General features: G+C 63.5%; 22 protein-coding genes, 1 tRNA gene and 1 pseudogene. 18 read left to right on the top strand and 6 right to left on the bottom strand.

The annotated features are described in order from the left end of the window. Nucleotides 1–17 precede the first annotated feature (17 nt). Together nudC and AC56QP_RS14670 are read left to right on the top strand one after the other, a co-directional pair. Nucleotides 18–959 carry an NAD(+) diphosphatase gene (gene nudC, locus AC56QP_RS14665; RefSeq protein ID WP_489859249.1) on the top strand — a complete coding sequence of 314 codons (942 nt, stop codon included), beginning with the start codon at nucleotides 18–20 and terminating at the stop codon, nucleotides 957–959. Between the two features lie 37 nt (nucleotides 960–996). Next, nucleotides 997–1,301, top strand: a pseudogene (locus AC56QP_RS14670) (Dabb family protein). Here AC56QP_RS14670 and AC56QP_RS14675 read toward each other — a convergent pair. Together AC56QP_RS14675 and AC56QP_RS14680 are read right to left on the bottom strand one after the other, a co-directional pair. Further along, entirely contained in the window at nucleotides 1,298–2,161 is an 864-nt protein-coding gene (locus AC56QP_RS14675; protein WP_489859248.1) for a prephenate dehydratase, read from the bottom strand. The pseudogene AC56QP_RS14670 and the gene AC56QP_RS14675 sit on opposite strands and share 4 nt — an antisense overlap. Before the next feature lie 43 nt (nucleotides 2,162–2,204). Further along, the gene (locus AC56QP_RS14680) at nucleotides 2,205–2,933 is read right to left on the bottom strand and encodes a 3-deoxy-manno-octulosonate cytidylyltransferase (protein WP_489859247.1); all 729 of its coding nucleotides are present in this window, start codon (nucleotides 2,931–2,933) and stop codon (nucleotides 2,205–2,207) included. A 193-nt stretch (nucleotides 2,934–3,126) separates the two neighbouring features. Between AC56QP_RS14680 and AC56QP_RS14685 the strand changes: the two genes are divergently transcribed. The 7 genes from AC56QP_RS14685 to AC56QP_RS14715 all read left to right on the top strand — a co-directional run bounded on the left by AC56QP_RS14685 (nucleotide 3,127) and on the right by AC56QP_RS14715 (nucleotide 12,582). Further along, a complete protein-coding gene (locus AC56QP_RS14685; RefSeq protein ID WP_489859246.1) occupies nucleotides 3,127–3,798 on the top strand; it encodes a c-type cytochrome in 672 nt (223 codons plus the stop codon). 169 nt (nucleotides 3,799–3,967) lie between these two features. Further along, complete coding sequence (locus tag AC56QP_RS14690) at nucleotides 3,968–5,845, top strand: extracellular solute-binding protein (RefSeq protein ID WP_489859245.1); 1,878 nt, start codon at nucleotides 3,968–3,970, stop codon at nucleotides 5,843–5,845. Beyond that, nucleotides 5,845–7,713, top strand: a complete 1,869-nt coding sequence (locus AC56QP_RS14695) for an extracellular solute-binding protein (RefSeq protein ID WP_489859244.1) — start codon at nucleotides 5,845–5,847, stop codon at nucleotides 7,711–7,713. The genes AC56QP_RS14690 and AC56QP_RS14695 overlap by 1 nt, the downstream gene beginning before the upstream one ends. Nucleotides 7,714–7,743: 30 nt before the next feature. Further along, nucleotides 7,744–8,838, top strand: coding sequence for a microcin C ABC transporter permease YejB (locus AC56QP_RS14700; protein WP_489859243.1), 1,095 nt, complete (start codon nucleotides 7,744–7,746; stop codon nucleotides 8,836–8,838). Further along, complete coding sequence (locus AC56QP_RS14705; RefSeq protein ID WP_489859242.1) at nucleotides 8,838–9,983, top strand: ABC transporter permease; 1,146 nt, start codon at nucleotides 8,838–8,840, stop codon at nucleotides 9,981–9,983. The genes AC56QP_RS14700 and AC56QP_RS14705 overlap by 1 nt, the downstream gene beginning before the upstream one ends. Beyond that, the gene (locus tag AC56QP_RS14710; RefSeq protein WP_489859241.1) at nucleotides 9,980–11,611 is read left to right on the top strand and encodes an ABC transporter ATP-binding protein; all 1,632 of its coding nucleotides are present in this window, start codon (nucleotides 9,980–9,982) and stop codon (nucleotides 11,609–11,611) included. The genes AC56QP_RS14705 and AC56QP_RS14710 overlap by 4 nt, the downstream gene beginning before the upstream one ends. A 29-nt stretch (nucleotides 11,612–11,640) precedes the next feature. Next, nucleotides 11,641–12,582 carry a 2-hydroxyacid dehydrogenase gene (locus AC56QP_RS14715; protein WP_489859240.1) on the top strand — a complete coding sequence of 314 codons (942 nt, stop codon included), beginning with the start codon at nucleotides 11,641–11,643 and terminating at the stop codon, nucleotides 12,580–12,582. Nucleotides 12,583–12,595: 13 nt separating this feature from the next. Here AC56QP_RS14715 and AC56QP_RS14720 read toward each other — a convergent pair whose 3' ends face one another. The 3 genes from AC56QP_RS14720 to AC56QP_RS14730 all read right to left on the bottom strand — a co-directional run bounded on the left by AC56QP_RS14720 (nucleotide 12,596) and on the right by AC56QP_RS14730 (nucleotide 14,588). Further along, nucleotides 12,596–13,123: a P-loop NTPase family protein gene (locus tag AC56QP_RS14720; RefSeq protein ID WP_489859239.1), complete on the bottom strand. Its 528-nt coding sequence runs from the start codon at nucleotides 13,121–13,123 to the stop codon at nucleotides 12,596–12,598. Nucleotides 13,124–13,189: 66 nt separating this feature from the next. After that, the gene (locus AC56QP_RS14725; RefSeq protein ID WP_489859238.1) at nucleotides 13,190–13,486 is read right to left on the bottom strand and encodes a hypothetical protein; all 297 of its coding nucleotides are present in this window, start codon (nucleotides 13,484–13,486) and stop codon (nucleotides 13,190–13,192) included. 184 nt (nucleotides 13,487–13,670) lie between these two features. Continuing rightward, nucleotides 13,671–14,588, bottom strand: coding sequence for a class I SAM-dependent DNA methyltransferase (locus AC56QP_RS14730; protein WP_489859237.1), 918 nt, complete (start codon nucleotides 14,586–14,588; stop codon nucleotides 13,671–13,673). A gap of 107 nt (nucleotides 14,589–14,695) precedes the next feature. Between AC56QP_RS14730 and AC56QP_RS14735 the strand changes: the two genes are divergently transcribed. Further along, a complete protein-coding gene (locus AC56QP_RS14735; protein ID WP_489859236.1) occupies nucleotides 14,696–15,703 on the top strand; it encodes a ligase-associated DNA damage response exonuclease in 1,008 nt (335 codons plus the stop codon). A gap of 4 nt (nucleotides 15,704–15,707) precedes the next feature. After that, nucleotides 15,708–17,309, top strand: a complete 1,602-nt coding sequence (locus tag AC56QP_RS14740) for a cisplatin damage response ATP-dependent DNA ligase (RefSeq protein ID WP_489863599.1) — start codon at nucleotides 15,708–15,710, stop codon at nucleotides 17,307–17,309. 15 nt (nucleotides 17,310–17,324) lie between these two features. Here the strand turns inward: AC56QP_RS14740 and AC56QP_RS14745 are convergent, their stop codons facing one another. After that, nucleotides 17,325–18,464: a hypothetical protein gene (locus tag AC56QP_RS14745; protein WP_489859235.1), complete on the bottom strand. Its 1,140-nt coding sequence runs from the start codon at nucleotides 18,462–18,464 to the stop codon at nucleotides 17,325–17,327. Nucleotides 18,465–18,797: 333 nt separating this feature from the next. Between AC56QP_RS14745 and AC56QP_RS14750 the strand changes: the two genes are divergently transcribed. The 7 genes from AC56QP_RS14750 (at nucleotide 18,798) to AC56QP_RS14780 (ending at nucleotide 21,869) form a co-directional block, all read left to right on the top strand. Then, nucleotides 18,798–18,873, top strand: a tRNA-Thr gene (locus AC56QP_RS14750). Between the two features lie 120 nt (nucleotides 18,874–18,993). Then, nucleotides 18,994–19,182 carry a YodC family protein gene (locus tag AC56QP_RS14755; RefSeq protein ID WP_489859234.1) on the top strand — a complete coding sequence of 63 codons (189 nt, stop codon included), beginning with the start codon at nucleotides 18,994–18,996 and terminating at the stop codon, nucleotides 19,180–19,182. Nucleotides 19,183–19,396: 214 nt separating this feature from the next. Then, nucleotides 19,397–19,864, top strand: a complete 468-nt coding sequence (locus tag AC56QP_RS14760; RefSeq protein WP_489859233.1) for an EF-hand domain-containing protein — start codon at nucleotides 19,397–19,399, stop codon at nucleotides 19,862–19,864. Nucleotides 19,865–19,909: 45 nt separating this feature from the next. Next, nucleotides 19,910–20,452, top strand: coding sequence for an RNA polymerase sigma factor (locus AC56QP_RS14765; protein WP_489859232.1), 543 nt, complete (start codon nucleotides 19,910–19,912; stop codon nucleotides 20,450–20,452). Between the two features lie 149 nt (nucleotides 20,453–20,601). Beyond that, the gene (locus AC56QP_RS14770; RefSeq protein ID WP_489859231.1) at nucleotides 20,602–21,024 is read left to right on the top strand and encodes a hypothetical protein; all 423 of its coding nucleotides are present in this window, start codon (nucleotides 20,602–20,604) and stop codon (nucleotides 21,022–21,024) included. Continuing rightward, nucleotides 21,021–21,476, top strand: a complete 456-nt coding sequence (locus AC56QP_RS14775) for a periplasmic heavy metal sensor (protein ID WP_489859230.1) — start codon at nucleotides 21,021–21,023, stop codon at nucleotides 21,474–21,476. Before AC56QP_RS14770 ends, AC56QP_RS14775 begins: the two co-directional genes overlap by 4 nt. A 108-nt stretch (nucleotides 21,477–21,584) precedes the next feature. After that, a complete protein-coding gene (locus AC56QP_RS14780) occupies nucleotides 21,585–21,869 on the top strand; it encodes a GCG_CRPN prefix-to-repeats domain-containing protein (RefSeq protein WP_489859229.1) in 285 nt (94 codons plus the stop codon). The last annotated feature ends 114 nt before the right edge of the window (nucleotides 21,870–21,983 follow it).

The raw sequence follows: 21,983 nt of genomic DNA on the forward strand, positions 1-21,983 counted from the left end.
AAAACACCAGAGTCCGTATGAGCTTTCGCCTGTTTGACGCGCCCTTGCGCGAGCCGAGCCAGTTCGTCGGCTTTGCCGGCAACACGATCGACCGGCAATCCGAGAACCGCGCCGACGATTCGGTCGACCAGGCGCTGGCCGATCCGACGACGCGGCTGCTTTTGATGAATGGCGGCCGGCTCTACCTGAAGCTCGGGAACAGCAGTCTCGACCCCTGGTTCGGCGTCGCCGAGAGCCAGCCCTTCAAGGTTTCGCTTGCCGATGGCGTCCTGCTCGGCTTTTCCGCACAAGGACCCGTGCTGGCCGTGCCGGCCGGCGTCGATGCCGAACAGCTGCCCGAAACCATCAAGGCGATCGACTACCGCTCGGTCTACATGCAAGGGCTGATCGATGAAGCGGCCGCCGGCGCGATGGCGCAAGGGGCTGCCCTGCTCGCCTGGCATGCAAGCCATCGTTTCTGCAGCAAGTGTGGTACCGAATCACAGATGCGGGCGGGCGGCTACAAGCGGCATTGCCCGAATTGCGGTACCGAACATTTTCCGCGCACCGACCCGGTGGCGATCATGCTGACGACGACGCGGGAGAAATGCCTGCTTGGGCGCGGCCGGCATTTCGCGCCGGGCATGTATTCGGCCCTTGCCGGTTTCATCGAGCCGGGCGAAACGATCGAGGCGGCGGTGCGCCGCGAAACGCTGGAGGAGGCCGGCATAAGGCTGGGCCGTGTCGTCTACCATGCCAGCCAGCCTTGGCCGTTTCCCTATTCGCTGATGATCGGCTGCTTCGGCGAGCCGCTCAATGAAGACATCCAGGCCGACCTCAACGAGTTGGAAGATTGCCGCTGGTTTGCCCGCGACGAAGTGCGCCTGATGCTTGCCAGGGAGCATCCCGGCAATCTGATAACACCGCCGAAAGGCGCCATTGCGCACCATCTTATCCGCGCCTGGGTCGATGCCGAATAATGCCCGCGAGTACTGAAAGACATTCCAGGAGAGACAAATGATCCGTCACACCGTCGTCTTCACGCTGAAGCATGCGCCACACTCGCTGGAGGAAAAGCGGTTTCTCGTCGACGCCAGGAAAATCCTCTCGGCGATCCGGGGCGTCACGCATTTCGAACAGTTGCGGCAGGTCAGCCCAAGAACGACTACCAGTTCGGCTTCTCGATGGAGTTCGCCGATCAGGCCGCCTATACGAGGTACAACGACCACCCCGACCACGTCGCCTTCGTGCGCGATCGCTGGATTCCGGAAGTCGAGAAATTCCTCGAAATCGACTATGTGCCGCTCGGCGCGGTGATCTAGTCCGCCACCTTCCACTGCTCACGCGACTCGCTGGCCGGATAGACGCCAAGGATCCGCACCTCGCGCGAGAAGAAGCGAAGCTCGTCCAGCGCCAGCTTGACCAGCGGATCGTCGGGATGGCCCTCGATGTCGGCGTAAAACAGCGTCGCCGTGAAAGCTCCCAGCTGGTAGCTCTCCAGCTTGGTCATGTTGATGCCGTTGGTGGCGAAGCCGCCCATCGCCTTGTAGAGCGCGGCCGGCACGTTGCGGACGCGGAAGATGAAGGTCGTCATCATCTTGGCGTCGGCCGAGGGGCGTTCGGCCCACTGCTTGTTCTTGGTCAGAACGACGAAGCGCGTGACGTTGCTGTCGGTGTCCTCGACATTCTCCTCGATGATGTCGAGCCCGTAGAGCTTCGCTGCCAAAGCCGGCGCCAGAGCGGCCATCGTGCGGTCCTTGACCTCGGAGACCAGCTTGGCGGCGCCAGCCGTGTCGCCAGCGACGATCGCCTTCCAGCCGTTCTTGCGGATGTATTTGCGGCACTGGCCAAGCGCGTGGATATGGCTGTGCACGGTCTTGATCTCGTCGCGCTTGACGCCCGGCAGCACCATCAGCTGGAAATGGATCGGCAGGAAATATTCGCCGACGATGTGCAGCTTCGATTCCGGCAAAAGGTGATGGATGTCGGCGACGCGCCCGGCAATGGTGTTCTCGATCGGGATCATGGCGAGATCGGCCTTGCCCGTCTCGACGGCATTGAATGCGTCCTCGAAGGTCGGGCACGGCAACGGCTCCATCGTGGGATAGACGTTGCGGGAGGCGGTGTCGGAATTGGCGCCCGGCTCGCCCTGGAACGATATTCTGTTGGTCTTTTCAGGCATGGGCCAAGTCTCGGTTCAAGGTTCTCGGGTTCGAAGGGATGTCTCAGGTCGAAAGGATGGTTCTGGCGCGTTCGAGGTCTTCGGGCGTGTCGACGCCGAGCGGCAGCGAACGCACGATCTCGGCATCGATGCGCATGCCGGCCTCCAGCGCCCGCAGCTGTTCCAGCCGCTCGCGGCGTTCGAGCTGGGACGGCTTCAGCGCGACGAAGCGCTCGAGCGCGGCGCGACGATAGGCATAGAGGCCGACATGATGATAGAGCGGCCCTTCGCCCCATGGCGCGGTGGCGCGGGTGAAATAAAGCGCCCTCAGCCGCGTGCCGGAGAGCGGCGAACCGACGATCTTGACGACGTTCGGGTTGGTCCTCTCCTCGTCGCGGACGATCTCGACGCCGAGCGTGGCGATATCCACGGCCGCGTTCTCGAAAGGCCTGAGCGAAGCGCCGATCAAATCGGGATCAATGGTCGGCAGGTCGCCCTGAACGTTGACGATCGTTTCGACCTTTTTCTCAGGATCGAGGATCGTCAGCGCTTCGAAGATGCGGTCGGAACCCGATTCGTGGTCCATGCGCGTCATCACGGCCTCGAAACCATGCGCGCGCACCGCTTCCGCCACGCTTTGCGTGTCGGTCGCCACCACCACTCGGCCGAGGCCGGCCTCGGCGGCGCGGCGGGCGACATGGACGATCATCGGCGCGCCCGCGATGTCAGCCAGCGGCTTGCCCGGCAGGCGCGTCGAGGCCATGCGGGCCGGGATCAGGATCAACGTGGACATCGCAAGCGACAGGCATCTCAAAAGGGGAAGGGAAAAGTGGCAAAAGGTCTCACTGGAAGCGCCCTTATAGGTGTTGCAACGCCCGAGCAAAAGACCTAGTTTCCGCCCGATTTGACCGGCTCTGGAGGGCAGGTCTCGATACCGACGGACGGAGTGGACGGTTCGGTCCGCCGGAAAAGGGAGCAAGGGGCGTATGGATTCCAACGAAGTCAACAAGCTGCTCGCCGGATTGCTCGGAACCGTTTTCGTGGTGTTCTCGGTCGGCCTTGTGTCCAATGCGCTGTTTGCCTCGCCGCCCCCGGAAAAGCCCGGTTTCGCCATCGAGGCCGCCGAGCCCGCCGAAGGCGGCCCGGCCGCTCCGGCTGCCGAAGCCAAGCCGATCGCCGACCTGCTGGCGACCGCCAATGTCGAAGCGGGCGCAGCGGTCTTCAAGAAGTGCCAGGCCTGCCATTCCGGTGAAAAGGGCGGCCCGAACAAGGTCGGCCCCGATCTGTGGGATCTCGTCGACCGCCCCGTCGCCGAACATGCGGGCTTCGCCTATTCGGCCGGCATGAAGGAATTCTCCAAGGGCGGCACCGAGAAGTGGACCTACGACAACATCAACCACTTCATCACCTCGCCGAAGAAATTCGTGAAAGGCACGGCCATGGGCTTCGCCGGCCTGCCCAAGGACGAGGACCGCGCCAACGTCATCGCCTATCTGCGCACGCTTTCGGACAATCCCAAGCCGCTGCCGGCGCCAGGGGCTGCCGCCGACGCGACGGCACCCGCCAAGCCGGCGGAGGCCGCCCCGGCAAAGCCGGCGGCGCCAGCCGCCCCCGCTGCACCGGCTCCGGCCGCACCGGCACCGGCACCGGCCCAATAACCAGATAGCATTTCGACGACCTTGAAAAAGCCGGGTTCAGCCCGGCTTTTTCGTTAGGACAAACGCATATACGGCGACAAAGCCGCGCATAGCGGTTTTCACGAGCGCCAAATCATCTAGATTGCCTTTCTGGACTGATCCGGGACAGGCATGGCGAAGAGGATAGTGCATGACGGTTGGCCGAACGCTTCTCAAGTCGCTGCTGGCGGCAGCCCTTCTGGCGGCGGGATTGCAGACCACCCGTGCCGACGAATGGCGCACCACCTCATCGCTGATCGGCGAGTCCAAATACGGCGACAATTTCCAGCACTACGACTACGTCAACCCTGATGCGCCAAAGGGCGGCACGTTGAATTCGGTGGTGCTCGGTACCTTCGACAGCTTCAACCCCTATGTCGTCCAGGGATCGCCGGCGGCGGGCCTTGTCGGATTCGGCGGTGGCCTGCTCTACGACACGCTGATGGAGCAGGCCACCGACGAAGGCAGCACCAGCCATCCGCTGATCGCCGATGCCTACAAATATCCGGCCGACTATTCCTCGGCGACCTACCGGCTCGACCCGCGCGCGAAATGGCACGACGGCCAGCCGATCACCGTCGATGACGTGATCTGGTCGTTCCAGGTGCTGAAGGCCAACAGCCCGCAATACAGCCGCTATTTCGAGAATGTCACCGACGCGGTGGCCGTCTCCGACCGCGAGGTCGAGTTCCATTTCAGCCAGAAGGGCAACCGCGAACTGCCCAAGATCATCGGCGATCTCGCCGTGCTGCCGAAACACTGGTGGGAGGGCACCGATGCCAGCGGCAAAAAGCGCGACGTCACCAAGCCGACACTGGAAATTCCGCTCGGCTCGGCCGCCTACAAGATCGCCAGCTTCAAGCCGGGCTCGGAAATCATCTGGCAACGCGTGCCGGACTACTGGGCGGCCAAGTTGCCGGTAAAGATCGGTCGCGAGAATTTCGACAGGCGGCGCTATACCTATATCCTCGATGACAATGCCGCCTGGCTGGCCTTCACCAAGGGTGGGCTGGAAGACATCCACCGGGAGTACAGCTCGCGCAAATGGGCGACCGCCTATAATTTCCCGGCATTCCAGACCGGCGACGTCATCAAGAAGGACTTCCAGACCCAGTCGCCAGAACCGATGCAGGGCTTCGTCCTCAACCAGCGTCGGCCGCTGTTCCAGGATCGCCTGGTGCGGGAGGCGCTGACCATCCCGTTCGATTTCGAGAGCATGAACCGCACCCTGTTCTTCGGCTTCAACACCCGCACATCCAGCTATTTCCAGGGCACAAACCTGGCGTCGAGCGGATTGCCGCAAGGCAAGGAACTGGAGATCCTGGAAAAGTTTCGCGACAAGCTGCCGCCCGAACTCTTCACCCAGGAATTCAAGCTGCCCGTCTACGATTCGCCGCAAGCGGAACGGAAGTACCTCAAGCAGGCGGTCGATCTCTTAGCCAAGGCCGGCTGGGTCATCAAAGGTGGCAAGATGGTCAATGCCAAGACCGGCGAGCCATTGAAGTTCGAGATCCTTGGCTGGAACGACACGGATCAGGTGATCGCCAGTCCCTACATCGCCAATCTGCGCAAGATCGGAATTGCCGCCACTTTGCGCATCATCGACCAGACCCAGTATATCAACCGCGTCAACAATTTCGATTTCGATGTCGTCACGGGCCTGTTCGGCCAATCGGATTCGCCCGGCAATGAGCAACGCGATTTCTGGAGCTCGAAGGCCGCCGACGCGCCTGGTTCGCGCAATCTGATGGGCATCAAGGACCCGATCGTCGACGCACTGGTCGACCGCATCATCTTCGCCACCGACCGTGATGACCTTGTCGCCGCCACCCACGCGCTCGACCGCGTCTTGCTGTGGAACTTCTACGTCGTGCCACAATATCACCGGTCCGCGGTCTGGCTGGCCTATTGGAACAAGTTCGGCTTCCCCGACAAGCAGCCTGCTTATGTCGGCGCCGATATCGACTCCTGGTGGATCGACCTCGACAAGGAGAAGGCGCTGGCGGCCAAATACAGGGGCAGCAATTGATGGCGGTCCTGCCTCGCCGCGATTTCCTGGCATTGGGCGGCGCGGCTGCGGCCGCCGCTCTTTTGCCCGGCCGGGCCTTCGCCAACATCGCGACCGGCACCAAGCTGCACGGCCTGTCTGCCTTCGGCGACCTCAAATACAAACCGGATTTCACACATTTCGACTATGTCAACGTCGACGCACCGACTGGCGGCATTTTCAATTTCGCGCCACCGAACTGGGGCTACAACCAGGACACGCAGACCTTCAACACGCTCAATTCCTTCGCCAACAAGGGCGACGCGCCGCCGCGCATGGAGATGTGTTTCGATGCGCTGATGGTATCAGCGCTCGATGAGCCGGACGCTGTCTATGGCGAGATTGCCGACGGTGTAACGCTGTCGGACGACCGCAACGGCTTCACGTTCTCGCTTCGCCCGCAGGCGCGCTTCCACGACGGCACGCCGCTGACGGCACAAGACGCCGCCTTCACCTTCAAGCTCTACAAGGACAAGGGCCACCCCGACCTGTCGCTGTCGCTGACGCATATGGTCGACGCCGTCGCCGTGGACGACCGCACGCTGCGGCTGACTTTTTCCGGCAAGCAGTCCGCCCGCACCGTACTCAACATCGTGCAGTTCCCGATCCTGTCGAGGGCTTTCTACACGGCAAACCCGTTCGACAGTTCGCAACTGAACCCGCCGCTTGGCTCGGGTGCCTACAAGGTCGGGAGCTTCTCGGCCGGCGCATGGATCGAGTATGAGCGTGTGGCGGACTATTGGGGACGCGACCTCCCGGTCAATCGTGGCCTGAACAATTTCGACATCATCCGCATCGAGTTCTATCAGAATCGCACCGCCGGTTTCGAAGCCTTCAAGAAGGGCGAGATCACCTATCGCGAAGAATTCACCTCGCGCGTCTGGGCCACCGCCTACGACTTCCCCGCACTGACGGCCGGCAAAGTGGTCAAGCACGAATTTCCGGCTGAAAAGAAGCCCGCCATGCAGGGGACCGCGGTCAATCAACGACGCGAGCAGTTTCGCGACGCCCGGGTGCGGCAGGCGATCGCATTGTGCTTCGACTTTGAATGGACGCGGCGCAATTTCTTCTACGGCTCCTACGAACGCTCGCAATCCTGCTTCGAGAAATCGGCCTTCCGCGCCGAAGGGCCGCCTTCTCCGGAAGAACTGGCCCTGCTGGAGCCGCTGCGCAGCCAGCTTCCGGCGGAAGTCTTCGGCGAGGCTGTGACGCAGCCCGCATCCGACGGCTCCGGCCGCGACCGCAAACTGCTTGGCAAGGCGGCAAAGCTTCTGGGCGCCGCGGGCTGGAAACGGTCGGGCGACTTTGTCGTCAACGACAAGGGCAGCAGGCTTTCGGCCGAGTTCATGGTCGATGACGATACCTTCGTGCAGATATATTCGCCCTGGGTCGCGAACATGAAGGCGATCGGCATCGACGCCACCATCCGGCTGGTGGATTCGGCGCAATATCAGTCCAGACAAGCGACGTTCGACTTCGATCTGCTGTCGGCCGCCTTCTCGTTCAGCGCGACGCCGACGCGCGACGACATCGAAGTCTTCTTCCACTCGAGCACCGCCAACGTCTCCGGCTCGCGAAATTTGCCGGGCGTGGCGGACCCCGCGATCGACACGCTGATCGATGCCGTGGGCACCGCAAAGGATCGTGAAACCCTGACCGTGGCGATGCGGGCGCTTGACCGGGTCTTGCGCGCGCGGCGCGATTGGATTCCTAGTTGGTTCCTGGCGAATCACCGAAGCGCCTATTGGGACATGTTCGGCTTTCCCGAACAGAAGCCCGATTTCGGCTTTCCGGTCGAGGCGCTGTGGTGGTTCGATAAGGGCAAGGCGGCAAAAATTGGCAAAGGCTGAGATATCAGTCCAACAAGGGCAGAAAGCCTGATGGGCGCCTATATCCTGCGCCGCATCCTTTTGATGATCCCGACCCTGTTCGGCATCATGGCGATATCCTTCGCCGTCATCCAGTTCGCGCCTGGCGGTCCGGTCGAGCAGGTCATCGCCAAGCTGACCAACCAGGGCGGCAGCGATCGCCTTGGCGGCGGCGGTGGCGACGTGGGCGGCGGCAATTTGGATGTCGCCGGCGACGTCGGTTCGAAATATCGCGGCGCGCAGGGCCTCGATCCGGAATTCATCAAGAAGCTGGAAAAGCAGTTCGGCTTCGACAAGCCGCCGCTCGAGCGCTTCGGCATGATGCTGTGGAACTACGCCCGCTTCGATTTCGGCGACAGCTATTTCCGCGACATCTCGGTGCTCGACCTGATCCTGGAAAAAATGCCGGTGTCGATTTCGATCGGGCTGTGGATCACGCTTCTCTCCTACATGATCTCGATCCCGCTCGGCATCCGCAAGGCGGTCAAGGACGGCACTCCCTTCGACGTCTGGACCAGCGGCGTTGTCATTGTCGGCTATGCCATCCCAGGCTTCCTGTTCGGCATCATGCTGATGGTGCTTTTTGCCGGCGGATCCTTCTGGGACTGGTTTCCGCTACGCGGCCTGACCTCCGACAATTGGGACCAGCTGTCCTGGTGGGGCAAGATCGTCGACTATTTCTGGCACATGACCTTGCCGCTGACGGCGCTGGTGCTGTCGGCTTTCGCCACCACGACGCTGTTGACCAAGAACTCGTTCCTGGAAGAGATCCGCAAGCAGTATGTGGTGACGGCGCGCGCCAAGGGCCTGTCGGAACGGCAGGTGCTCTACGGCCACGTCTTCCGCAACGCCATGCTGATCGTCATCGCCGGCTTTCCGGGCGCCTTCATCTCGGCCTTCTTCACCGGCTCGCTGCTGATCGAGAACATCTTTTCGCTCGATGGCCTCGGCCTGCTCGGTTTCCGGTCGGTGGTCGAACGCGACTATCCCGTGGTGTTCGCCAATCTCTACATCTTCTCGCTTCTCGGCCTGTTCGTCGGATTGCTGTCTGACCTGCTCTACACCTGGGTCGATCCGCGCATCGATTTCGAGCGGAGAGACGTCTGATGTCGGAGGCCAGCGCCACCGCGGAGACGGCGCCCGCGCGGATCAAGCGGCCCTTCCTGTCGCCGCTCAACAAGCGCCGCCTGCAGAACTTCAAAGCCAACCGGCGCGGTTTCTGGTCGCTGTGGATATTCCTCGTCCTGTTCGTGCTGTCGCTGTTTGCCGAATTCATCGCCAACGACAAACCGATCATCGCTTCCTACAAGGGCGAGATCCTGTTTCCGGTGCTGGTCGCCTACCCCGAGGAAAAGTTCGGCGGCTTCTATGCCGTCACCGACTACCGCGACCCCGTAATCCAGGACGAGATCAACGCCAATGGCTGGATGATCTGGCCGCCGGTGCGCTACTCCTACCAGACCGTCAACAACGCCATTCCGGAAGCGGCACCGGCCAGGCCGTCCTGGGAGTATGACGCCAAGACACGCTGCAACCAGTACCCGCAAGGCGCTGCCGACCCGGCCTGCATCGTCGGCAACTGGAACTGGCTTGGCACCGACGACCAGGCGCGCGACGTGCTGGCGCGCGTCATCTACGGCTTCCGCATTTCGGTGCTGTTCGGCCTGATCCTGACCGCCGGCTCGGCTTTGATCGGCGTCGCGGCCGGCGCCGTACAAGGCTATTTCGGCGGCTGGACCGATCTGCTGTTCCAGCGCTTCATCGAAATCTGGTCGGCGATCCCGGTGCTCTACCTCCTGCTCATCGTCGCCGCCATCCTGCCGCCGGGCTTCTTCATCCTGCTCGGACTGATGCTGTTGTTCTCCTGGGTGGCGCTGGTCGGCGTGGTGCGGGCCGAGTTCCTGCGCGCCCGCAACTTCGAATATGTCAACGCGGCCCGGGCGCTCGGCGTGCCCAACCTCACCATCATGTTCCGGCACCTCCTGCCCAACGCCATGGTGGCGACATTGACCTTCCTGCCATTCCTGCTCAGCGGCTCGATCTCGACGCTGACCTCGCTCGACTATCTCGGCTTTGGCCTGCCGCCCGGCTCCGCCTCGCTCGGCGAGCTGCTCAAGCAGGCGCAGCGCAACCTCAACGCGCCGTGGCTCGGCATTTCCGGTTTCGTCGTCATTTCGCTGATGCTGTCGCTGCTGGTCTTCGTCGGCGAGGCGACGCGCGACGCCTTCGATCCGCGCAAGACGTTCCGATGAGCGAGGCTCCCCTGCTCAGCGTCCAAGACCTCAGCGTCGCCTTCGGCCAGGGCGGCGACCAGTCGATGGCGGTCGACCACATCTCCTTCGACATCGCCAAGGGCGAGACAGTGGCGCTCGTCGGCGAATCCGGCTCCGGCAAATCGGTATCGGCACTGTCGGTGTTGAAGCTCTTGCCCTATCCGAGCGCCAGCCACCCCTCGGGAAAGATCCTGTTCCGGGGCGCTGACCTGCTTGCCATGAGCGAGAAGCAGTTGCGGCAGGTGCGCGGCAACAAGATCACCATGATCTTCCAGGAGCCGATGACCTCGCTCAACCCGCTGCACACGATCGAGCATCAGATCGTCGAGATCCTGAAGCTGCATCAAGGCATGGCCGACCGCCCGGCCAAGGCGCGTACGCTGGAACTGCTCAACGAGGTCGGCATTCGCGATCCGCAGAAGCGGCTCGATGCCTATCCGCACCAGCTGTCCGGCGGTCAGCGCCAGCGCGTCATGATCGCCATGGCACTGGCTAACGAACCCGAACTGCTGATCGCCGACGAGCCGACGACGGCGCTCGACGTCACCGTGCAGGCACAGATCCTCGAACTGCTGGCCGGCTTGAAAAGCCGCAAGGGCATGTCGATGCTGTTCATCACCCATGATCTCGGCATCGTGCGCAAGATTGCCGACCGGGTGTGCGTGATGACCAAGGGCAAGATCGTCGAGACCGGACCGACCAAGGAGATCTTCGCCAATCCGCGGCATGCCTATACGCGGCATCTGCTTGCGGCTGAGCCGAAGGGCAAGCCGCCGGCGGCCAATGCCGCCGCCAAGCCGGTGATGACGGGCAAGGACATCAAGGTCTGGTTCCCGATCAAGCACGGCTTCTTCCGCCGCACCGTCGACAATGTGAAGGCGGTCGACGGCATCGATGTCACCGTGCGTGCCGGCCAGACGCTTGGGGTGGTCGGCGAGTCCGGCTCGGGCAAGACGACGCTCGGCCTGGCGCTGGCGCGCATGATCTCGTCGACCGGGACCATCCAGTTCAACGGGCACGACATCAACCAATTGTCCTTCAATGCCATGCGGCCGCTCAGGCGCGAGCTGCAGATCGTCTTCCAGGACCCGTTCGGCTCGCTCAGCCCGCGCATGTCGATCGCCGAGATCATTGAGGAGGGCCTGAAGATCCACGAACCGAAGCTGTCGCCCGACCAGCGCGACGACAAAGTAGCCGCCGTGCTGAACGAGGTCGGCCTCGATCCGGCGACACGCAACCGCTATCCGCACGAGTTTTCCGGCGGCCAGCGCCAACGCGTCGCCATCGCGCGCGCCATGGTGCTCAACCCACGCTTCGTCATGCTGGACGAGCCGACGTCGGCGCTCGACATGAGCGTGCAAGCGCAGGTCGTCGACCTGTTGCGCAGCCTGCAGGCCAAGCACGACCTCGCCTATCTCTTCATCAGCCACGACCTCAAGGTCATCCGGGCGCTGGCCAATGACGTCATCGTCATGCGCAACGGCAAGATCGTCGAAGCCGGCCCTTCCGAGCAGATTTTTGGAAATCCGCAAACCGACTATACTCGGGCGTTGATCTCGGCCGCCTTCAAGATAGAGACGGCCCCTGTCGGCATCGTCAGCCAGTGATTTGCGTAAAGAGGGACTAGAAGATCGCGATGGAAAAAGGCCGTATCCTGCTTGCCGTCACCGGCTTTCATCCGCAGCGCTGGCGCGAACTGTTGTCGGCGGAACGCGAGGTGGTGCTGGAGCCGGATGGCGCCAAAGACCCTTCGATCACCTATGCCGTGGTGTGGAAGCAGAAGCCGAACATCCTGGCGTCGCTGCCCAATCTGCGCGCCATCTTCTCGATCGGTGCCGGCGTCGACCATATCTTCGCCGATCCCGGCCTGCCCGATGTGCCGATCGTCAAGGTCGTCGCCGACAACCTTACCCAGTACATGACCGAATATGTCGTCTGGCGGGTGCTCGATCACCATCGCCAGGGCCTGCTCTACCGGTCGCAGCAGCCGAAGAAGATCTGGCATGAGCCGCAGCAGAGGCCGGCCGGCGACATTTCCGTCGGCATCATGGGGCTCGGCAATCTCGGCCGCGCCGCAGCCTCGGTGCTTTTGTCGCTCGGCTTTGCCGTCAATGGCTGGTCGCGCAGCGACCGACCGATGGACGGCGTTGCGACCTATTCCGGCGAGGCCGGATTGATCCCTTTCCTCAAGGCAACCGATATCCTGGTCGTTCTGCTGCCCCTGACGCCAGACACCCGTGGCATCATCAACTACGGGGTGCTGAAGGAGCTGAGGAAACGCAACGGTCTTGGCGGCTCGGTGCTGATCAATGCCGGGCGCGGCCGCCTGCAGAAGGACGCCGACATTTTGCGGGCGCTGGATGACGGCACGCTGAAGGAAGCGAGTCTCGACGTGTTCGAGGTCGAACCGCTGCCAAAGACCAGTCCGTTGTGGAGCCATCCCAAGGTGTTCGTGACGCCACATACGGCCGCGACCTCCGACCCTGTCCACCTGGCGCCGATCATGCTGCGCCAGATGGATGCCTTCGAACGGGGCGAAAAGCTCGTCAATCTGGTGGACCGCAAAGCGGGGTATTAGCCGGAACACGACCTCATCTGGCCAGGTCCCATTCCTGGAAGCATTTCTTGATTGCCCGCATGGAAGACAGTTCCAATCTTGGCAGGGCGAGTTGCTCGAACATCGCTCGGTACCGTTCGCGATTTCGCGGCGTGGCCACCGCAATATGATGGATCATGTCCCACTTGACGCTGTCGCGCCCGCCTTGCAAAGCACCGCGCCTTTCTTTCTCGAACAACGTCCGGCGAAAATACCGCAATAAACTTGCCGGCGTGGAGACATCCAGCAGGATCAATCCCGTCGCCCGCCGAAAGCGTTGCGGCATGCAAACCGAATAATTTCCGTCCATGACCCAATGCTCGCCGGCGATTGCGGCGTCGTGCAGGGCAATGAATTCGTCCTTTGGGCGCGCTTCCCAATCCGTGTTCGGAAGATGGAAGAGCTGGTCGAGGTGAATGACCTCCACATCGCGCTTCCGGCCAATGGCGTCGGCGAGGGTCGACTTGCCGCTGTTGGAGGGCCCCAGGATACATATGCGGTCACCGAGGTCCGAGAGATCCATCCGATCGTACCCTCGCAAGGACGTAGCCCGCTGCCTGCGATAAATTCCCGACCAACAACGGCTTCCTTAACCGGGCAGGGCCAACTTCTTCTGCTTGTCCGGGTGGCCGCAGTCACGGCGGTCGATCGACCGGTTCATGGCATCGATCTCGCCGGTCGCCTGGTCGGCATCGCGCTTGGCCTTGGAGCGCATGTCAAGCGTGAACGGGCCAAAGCCCATCGCCGGGTTGGAGAATGTCGGCTTGGCTTCCGTCGACAGATGGTATTGCTGCGCCAATCCGTTGCGCTGCGCGAGCAACTGGTCGCACGGGACGCTGTCATACTGCAGGGAGGACTGTATATTGGCGTCCTGCCTCTCGGACATCGAATTGCCCACGCAGCCGGCGGTCGCCAGGCAAGATGCCAAGACAATCATGTTCCAGCGCATCTGATATGCTCCTCCTGATATCCCGCCCTGATGCGACCAGATCGCAAATATCAGTCGCGCACGCAAATCAGACTTTTTCGCAGCACCGATGTCCGCGAGGGCGACGAAACAGGATTGGCATTCAACCTGCTGGCAGCCTGTCCGCCACAACGACCAGCCCTTCGACCGGTTCCCGGCGATCCTGCCGGATCACGGTTGTTTCCAGCGACAGGACTGAAAACCCGTTGGCAGCCAGGACTTCACGCACATGATGTTCCGAATGTGCGTAGCGACGCGATGGCAGCAACACGAAATCGCCATTGCCGGCCAGCCTCTCGACGGAAAAGGCGAACAGGCCATCCCCGGTCAGCAAGCCGCCAACCGTCTTCACCACGCCGTCCAGCGCGCCGACATAGATGAAGACATCGGCCACCGTCACCAGTTCGGCTTTCGGGCCGGCATAGGAAAAATCCCGCAAATCGGCCTTGCCAAGGAAATCGTAGACACCCTTGGCCCGCGCCTGCTTCAGCATCCTGGCCGAAATGTCGTAGCCCTCCAGCCGATCGGCGATGGGCCGCAGCCTTTGCCCCATCAGGCCGGTGCCGCAGCCAAGGTCGAGCGCCAGCGGGAAGCGGCCCGGCCTTGCCGTCCGGATGGCCTGATCGAGCAACTGCGGCAGCCGGTAACCCAGCTTCTCGACCAGTGATTCATCGAAGCTTTCTGCGTAGTGGTCGAACAGCGTCTCGACGAAGGCACTGGGGAGCGCGTCGGCGGCCGGCGCCTTGCCGATCAATTGCAGGTTCAATGCAGCACCCTGACGATCCGTCGGATCGAGTTGCAGCGACATCGTCCATGCCTGCGCAGCCAGATCCGGCGCACCCGCCGCCTGCTGCATTTCGCCGAGGCGAAACCAGCCCATCGCCCATTGCGGCGTCAGCTCCAGCGCACCGAGCAGCAATTCGGCCGCCGCCGCATGATCGCCGTCCGCACAAAGCATCTCGGCATAATCGGCGCGGCGATCGGCGTTCAAGTCGCCGGACGAGGCCTGTAGCGGTTTCATGGCGATGGGTCCTGTCGGCAAATGCAGCCGGCGATGCTGTATGCGGGAGTCAGCAGTCTCTGATAACAGGCTTCCCGTGGCGGAATTATATCCTATCTTGGAGAAACATGCGCGCCAGCGACCTGCTTCACCCCCGGCCCGAGGGCCTCTATTGCCCACCGGGCGATTTCTTCATCGACCCGGTGCGGCCGGTGAACCGGGCGCTGATCACGCACGGCCATTCCGACCATGCGCGTTCCGGCCACCGCTCGGTGCTGGCGACGCAGCAGACGCTCGACATCATGGGCCTGCGCTATGGCGAGCGTTTTGCCGAGACGACGCAAGCGGCGCGGCTCGGCGAGACGATTGTCCTCGACGGCGTCGGCGTCAGCTTCCATCCGGCCGGTCATGTGCTGGGCTCGGCGCAGATCGCCGTCGAGCACCAGGGCACGCGCATCGTCGCTTCCGGCGACTACAAGCGGCAGAAGGACGCAACGTGTCGGCCATTCGAGCCGATCCAGTGCGACGTGTTCATCACCGAGGCAACCTTCGGCCTGCCGGTGTTCCGCCATCCGCCCGACACCGAGGAGATCGGCCGCCTGCTGAAGTCGGCGGCGCAGTTCCCCGAGCGCTCGCATCTGGTCGGCGCCTATGCGCTGGGGAAGGCGCAGCGGGTGATGCGGCTGTTGCGCGACGCCGGCTACGACAGGCCGATCTACATCCATGGCGCGCTGGCGAGACTCAGCGAGTACTACCAGGGCCAGGGCATCGACCTCGGGACGCTCGCACCGGCAACGGTGGAGGGCGGCAAGCAAGATTTCGCGGGCGCCATCGTCGTTGGCCCGCCATCGGCCTTCGCCGACCGCTGGGCGCGGCGCTTTCCCGATCCGATCTCGTGCTTCGCGTCGGGCTGGATGCGCATCCGCCAGCGCGCCAAGCAAGGCGGCGTCGAACTGCCGCTGATCATATCGGACCACGCCGACTGGGACGAGCTGACCGGCACCATCAAGGAGACCGGAGCCGAGGAGATCTGGGTGACGCATGGCCGCGAGGAAGCGCTGGTGCGCTGGTGCGAGCTCGAAGGCATAGCCGCCCGGCCACTGCACCTTGTCGGCTATGAGGATGAGGGCGATTGATGGCATGAACCGCTTCGCCGAGCTTCTCGACCGCCTCGTGCTGACGCCTTCGCGCAACGGCAAGCTGACCTTGCTGACCGACTATTTCCGTAGCGTCGAGGATCCCGACCGCGGCCTGGCGCTGGCCGCCATCACCGGTGACCTCAACATCGCCGCGATCAAGCCGGCGATGCTGCGTGCCTTGGTCACCGAACGCATGGACCCGGTGCTGTTCGGCTATTCCTACGACTATGTCGGCGATCTCGCCGAAACGGTGTCGCTGGTCTGGCCGCAATCGCCCGGACACATTCCGAACCGTGAGCCGACGCTTGGCGAGGTCGTGGCGAAACTACAGGCGGCAAGCCGCTCCGATGGACCGAAGGTGCTGGCCGGGCTGCTCGACAGCGCCGGCATCTCGGCGCGCTTTGCCATCATCAAGCTGGTCACCGGGGGGCTGCGTATCGGCGTATCGGCGCGGCTTGCCAAACAGGCTCTGGCGGATTTCGGCAAGGTCGATGTCGCCGAGATCGAGGAGCTCTGGCACGGGCTGTCGCCGCCTTACACGGCACTGTTCGCGTGGCTGGAAGGCAAGGCCGAAAAACCACAAAGCACGGCGATGGCGCTGTTCAAACCGGTGATGCTGTCGAACCCGGTCGGCGATGGCGATCTCGAAAAGCTTGACCCCGCGGACTATGCGGCCGAATGGAAATGGGACGGCATCCGTGTCCAGGCGGCAGCCGAAGGCGGCAGTCGAAGGCTCTATTCGCGCACCGGCGACGATGTCTCCGGCGCCTTTCCAGACCTCGCCGACGCCATGCATTTTTCCGCCGTCCTCGACGGCGAGCTGCTGGTCGGCGATCCCCGGGAGGCGACGGGAACCTTCTCGGATCTGCAGCAGCGGCTGAACCGCAAGACAGTGACCGCCAAGATGCAGCAGCAATACCCGGCATTCATGCGCTGCTACGATTTGCTGCAGATCGGCGACGAGGATTTGCGCGCCTTGCCGTTTCGCGAGCGGCGCGGCCGTCTCGAAACCTTCGTGCAGACGCTCGATCCGAGCCGCTTCGATCTTTCGCCGTTCGTCCAATTCGAGGACTGGCAAGCGCTGGAGGACCTGCGCCGGGCGCCGCCGCATCCGGTCATCGAAGGCGTGATGCTGAAGCGCTGGGACTCACCTTATGTCGCCGGCCGGCCGAAAGGTCCCTGGTTCAAGTGGAAACGCGATCCGCACACGGTGGATGCGGTGCTGATGTACGCCCAACGCGGTCACGGCAAGCGCTCGAGCTTCTACTCGGACTATACGTTCGGCGTCTGGTCCGGCAGGGAAGGCGAGGAGGAACTGGTGCCGGTCGGCAAGGCCTATTTCGGCTTCACCGACGAGGAGCTGAAGCAGATCGACAAATATGTCCGCGACAACACCATCGAACGCTTCGGACCGGTGCGCTCGGTGCGGGCCGACCGCGACAACGGCCTGGTGCTGGAAGTCGCCTTCGAGGGGCTCAACCGCTCGACCCGGCACAAATCCGGCGTTGCCATGCGCTTCCCCCGCATTTCACGGCTGCGCTGGGACAAGCCGGCCAACGAGGCGGACCGCATCGAGACGCTGCAGGCGCTGCTCGATCGCTAGGCCACTTCGTGCTGCTTACGGCTCGACCGAGACGCGGATTTCGTAGATGTCCGCTGCCTTGCCCTGCTTGTCGAAGTCGGAATTGATGGCGATCGTGCCGGCCGAGCCCGGGTGCTTGTCGGGAAACTTCACGTCAAACAGGTATTCGTTCTGCTGCTGGCCGACCGCATAACGCTTGCGGCCGCAGTCGCCGAGTTCGCCGAAGTTGCAGTCGACGGACATCTGCGTCTCCTTGCCTTCTTCGGAACGGGCGATGATGTCGAACACGGCATGCTTGCCGGCGAGTTTCTCCAGCACGCCTTGCCCGACATCGAAGCTGATCGCCGAACCGGAGGCGCCGGACTGGATGCGCAGGAACGACCCGGTGTCGTCCTTCATCACCTCGGCCTTGGCATCCGATGGGGCGCTGACATGCGTCGGGTCGGTCGGCGAGAACACATTGATCCAGTCACGCGTCTGGTCTGCCGCACCCGGCTTTGCCGGCCCAGTTTCGCCATCGGCCGGCGTGAAATCGTCGCCCTCGACTGTTGGCGGTGCTTGCGGCGGCGCGGTGTCGAGTTGTGCCGGCGTCTTGAACACGCCGGTCTGCATGGCGAAGAACAGGCCGATGCCAACCGCCGCAAGCAGCGTCACGCCGAGGAAGATGGCGGTCAGCGGCAGGCGGCGCCCCCTTATGCGCCGTTCATCGCGATCGGGCGCCACTTCGGCCGCGGCTTGCGCCGAGGCCGGGGCCGACATGTCGATGGCCGGCGCGCTGGGAAGAACCGGATCGGGCATGATGTCGGGAACGACCGGCAGCACGCGCGAGTGCGGCGCATCGGAGCCGGATTGCACAGGTCCGTCGACAGCGGGCGATGGCGCCGCCTGGCCACTCTCGACCGTGGGTGCGGTATCGGCCGCAAGCTCGACCGCCGGGGCTTCGCCCCGCGGCGTGACATCCGGCACCGCCGGCAGGAACTCGGATTCGATTTCGGTGATTTTCGCCTGTATCGACTTGCGGCGATTGATGGCGACTTCAACTGTTACACCAGGATTGGCCTGAAGCGCGCGGTCGAGCGCGGCAAAAGCCGATCGATAGACCTTTTCGCGGAACACGCGGTCCTCGGCATTGCCCTTCTCCAAGGCGTTCCGGATCGCTTTTTCGATCGCGTCCAAGCGGGTCCCTTTGCACGTTTGCCAACCTTGCCATGATCGTTAGCCGCAGGCGACCAATCAATCAACGGGCGAGCGGCGCATTCTGCCTTGTCGAGGTGTGCAAAGTCCATTCCGGCAGTGTTCCGATAACGAAATCAGCATGTTTCATCTATTTTCCCGCGCATGGCGACATCGATCCTGTCGAGCTATCCCTTCGCAACCAATTGGCGAAGGGTGCGTGAGCGGCTTTCGGCTGGCGGCAAGACACGCCGCATGAAATGCCAAGTCGCATCTTGAATTCGCGGCCGGTTGAGTCTATCACCCAGCCCATCTTGGAGGCCTTGGCTTCCCGGGGCCGCTTTAGCTCAGTTGGTAGAGCACCGCATTCGTAATGCGGGGGTCGCGTGTTCGAGTCACGCAAGCGGCACCATTTCCCCTCCATTCCTGTCATCTCGTCGCGGGCCGCATCAGGCATTCCCGCGAAGGTCATCGCCATTGTCGAGGCCCCGGTTTGGTGTGAAACTCGGGTCCTCAGAATGGGAGGTCGAAAATGTCCAACAGTTTCAGGACCGGAGACATCGTCAAGCTGAAGTCCGGGGGCCCCAGGATGACGGTGAGCGATGGCGCCGCCTCGGGCATGTATCTGTGCCATTGGTTCAATCGCGAGGGCGAGGTGTGGACCCCGCAACACGCCGCGTTCAAGCCCGAGCAGCTGGTAGTGGCCGACCAATCAGACTAGGCCACAGGCCGACACGGCTTCGCTGAGGGCGGCGGCGAGATACCGGGTTTGACGCGCCATCGCGGCGGCTGGCGGAACCCACGCGGAAGCCGCGTCCAGCCGCTTGAACGGATTTGCAGGCGCGACCGACGGATTTCTCTCGTCGCGGCGTTTAACGGTCGAAGCGTGACTGCGGCACAAGCCGTCGGTACCGCGCCAACCGGAGACGCAAAGCATGATCCGCCGTTCGATACTTGCCGCTGCCTTGAGCCTGCAGACCGTTGCGGCTCTCGCCCAGACAACGACACAGCTCCCTGCCCCGACGCCGCCGACCACCGCGCCCACTCCGCCGACTGCCGCACCGACGCCGCCGGCTGCCGCACCGGCTGCTCCGGCAAGGTCCGAGATCACGCTGGCCAAATTCCAGAAGCGGCGCGAGAAGGCGATCCTGGCGGCCGACACAGACGGCGACGGCAAGATCAGCCTGGCGGAATGGACGGCCTTCCAGGCCAAACGCACCGCCAAGGGCGACCCCGGTAAATCCTTCACCCGTATCGATTCCAACCATGACGGCTTCATCGACCGCGCCGAACTCGATGCGTTCTTCGCCAAGCGCTTTGCCAGGCTGGACAAGAATGCCGACGGCGTTCTGACGGCCGACGAAATGCCAGGCCATAAAACCGCTCCCAAACAGGAGCAATGACCAAGGGGCAATGACGCGCGATGACCTTCAGGGGTGCGCCAACTGATGAGCGCCGATCCGGACGAGGAGCTGGTTCGCCGCGTCGGCGACGGCGACCCGGCAGCCGTGCAAAGCCTGGTCGCGCGCAAGCTGCCGCGCATCCTGGCCCTGGCCGTGCGCATGCTCGGCGATGCGGCCGAGGCCGAGGATGTCGCGCAGGAAGCCTTCGTGCGGATCTGGCGCCATGCCTCGGGGTGGCGGCGTGGCAATGCGCGTTTCGACACCTGGGTCCACCGGGTGACGCTGAACCTCTGCTACGACCGGCTGCGCCGCAGGCGCGAATGGGTAACCGACGATGTGCCGGACGTGGCCGATCCCGCAGCGCTTCCCGATGCCCATCCGCGGGAAGATGCGCAGCGGGTCGAACGGGCACTGCAAGGCATAGCGCCGCGCCAGCGCGAGGCGATCATCCTGGTCTACTATCAGGAGATGTCCAACATGGAGGCGGCAGCGACCTTGCGGATCAGCGTCGACGCCCTGGAGAGCCTGCTTTCGCGCGGCCGGCGGTCGCTGCAGGTCATCCTGGCCAGGGATGGCGCCGATGGATGAGAACCGGGTGACCATGGCCGCGGAGCATTCATCCCGCCTTGCGGCCGCTGCCTGGTGGTCGGTTGCTGCCATTCCAACACCGCACGGGGACGCGGCGCCAACGGGCAAGGGGAAAACAGATGGCTGAAGACACAGAGGACGAACCGGCAATGGATGCCAAGCGCTTTGCGGCCCTGGCCGCGGCCTATGGCGGTGACTTGCGGCGATGGCCGGAGGCCGAACGGATGGCAGGCGCGATCTTTGCCCCCAGCGAGACGGGCGAGGCCATCTTGAGGCACGCCGGAAAACTTGACGCGCAGCTTGACAGCTATGCCGTAGAAGCGCCCGGCAAGGCCTTGCACGGCAGCATCCTGCGGGCCGCCGGCCGGCATCTCGTTCAGCGCCGGCGTCAGCTGCTCTGGCGGATGGGGCTGGTTCTTGCCGGCATTGGTCTGGCCGGCGCCGTCGCAGGATTGGCCCTGGTGACCATCGTCACGCCCGAGGTCCAGCCCGATCACTATGTTCTTGATACCAACGCGACGGCGTTCGGCGATGCGGGACCCGACGGCGACACGGTCGGGGAAGACCTATGAGCATGAGCCGCAACCTCATCATCGCGTCGGTGGTGCTCAACGTCTTCCTGGCTGGGGCGCTTGCCGGCGGTGCCATCTGGATACGAAGCGGCAAGTCGGGCCATGCCCATTCCCTGGAGACGGCCGGCGGTCGTCTTCCCGAGCAGGATCGCACGGCATTCCGCAAGGCCCTGCGCGAAGTTCGCCGCGACTCGCGCCAGGTCATTCTCGACGGCCAGCAGGCCAGGCGGGAAGCAGCGGACCTGCTGCAACAGCCGGTTCTGGACACGACCGCCCTGTCGGCGGCGCTGGAGCGGGCTCGCAATTCCGACGTCACCGTCCGCACGCGGCTGGAACAGCGCATCGTCGAGTTCGCGGCGGCTGGCTCAGCCGAGGGTCGTCGTGTGCTGGCGGAGGGACTGCTGCGGCGCGGCGGCCCGCAACCATCCGCCACGCCAAAAAAATCACCGTGACGACCGACGGAAAATGCCGACGACGCCGTTTAACCGGGGGAAGGGCAGACCTGCCGGACCCGTGTGGTTCAAACAGGTTTTCAACCTCGGAAACACTCGGAGTATGACATGAATCGTCTGACAAAATACGCGATCGCCGCAGCTCTTGCGGTGACCGGAGCCGTTGCGACGGTTGCGGCATCCTCGGCGATGCCGATGGCGCCGCTCGCCTCTGCCGCCCCGGGGCTGGTCGAGCATGTCGCCTGGGGCTGCGGGCCTGGATGGCATCCCAATCCCTGGGGACGCTGCGTCCCCAACCGTGTGGTGGTCTACCCTCGTCACCACTATCGGCATGGGCCGGCCTTCTATGTCTGGCATCCGCACCGTCACTGGCACCGCTGGCATCGCTGGTAGGAACGCGTGGGGGCCGGCCACCGCGCCGACCCCCGGCTTGCTGGGCAGCACGCCCGCCATCCAGGCCAGCATGACAAGGTGTTTCCACAGTCCGCAGCGGTGAGGCCGATGCGG

The sequence above is a fragment of the Mesorhizobium sp. RCAM 05104 genome (genome assembly GCF_059683645.1).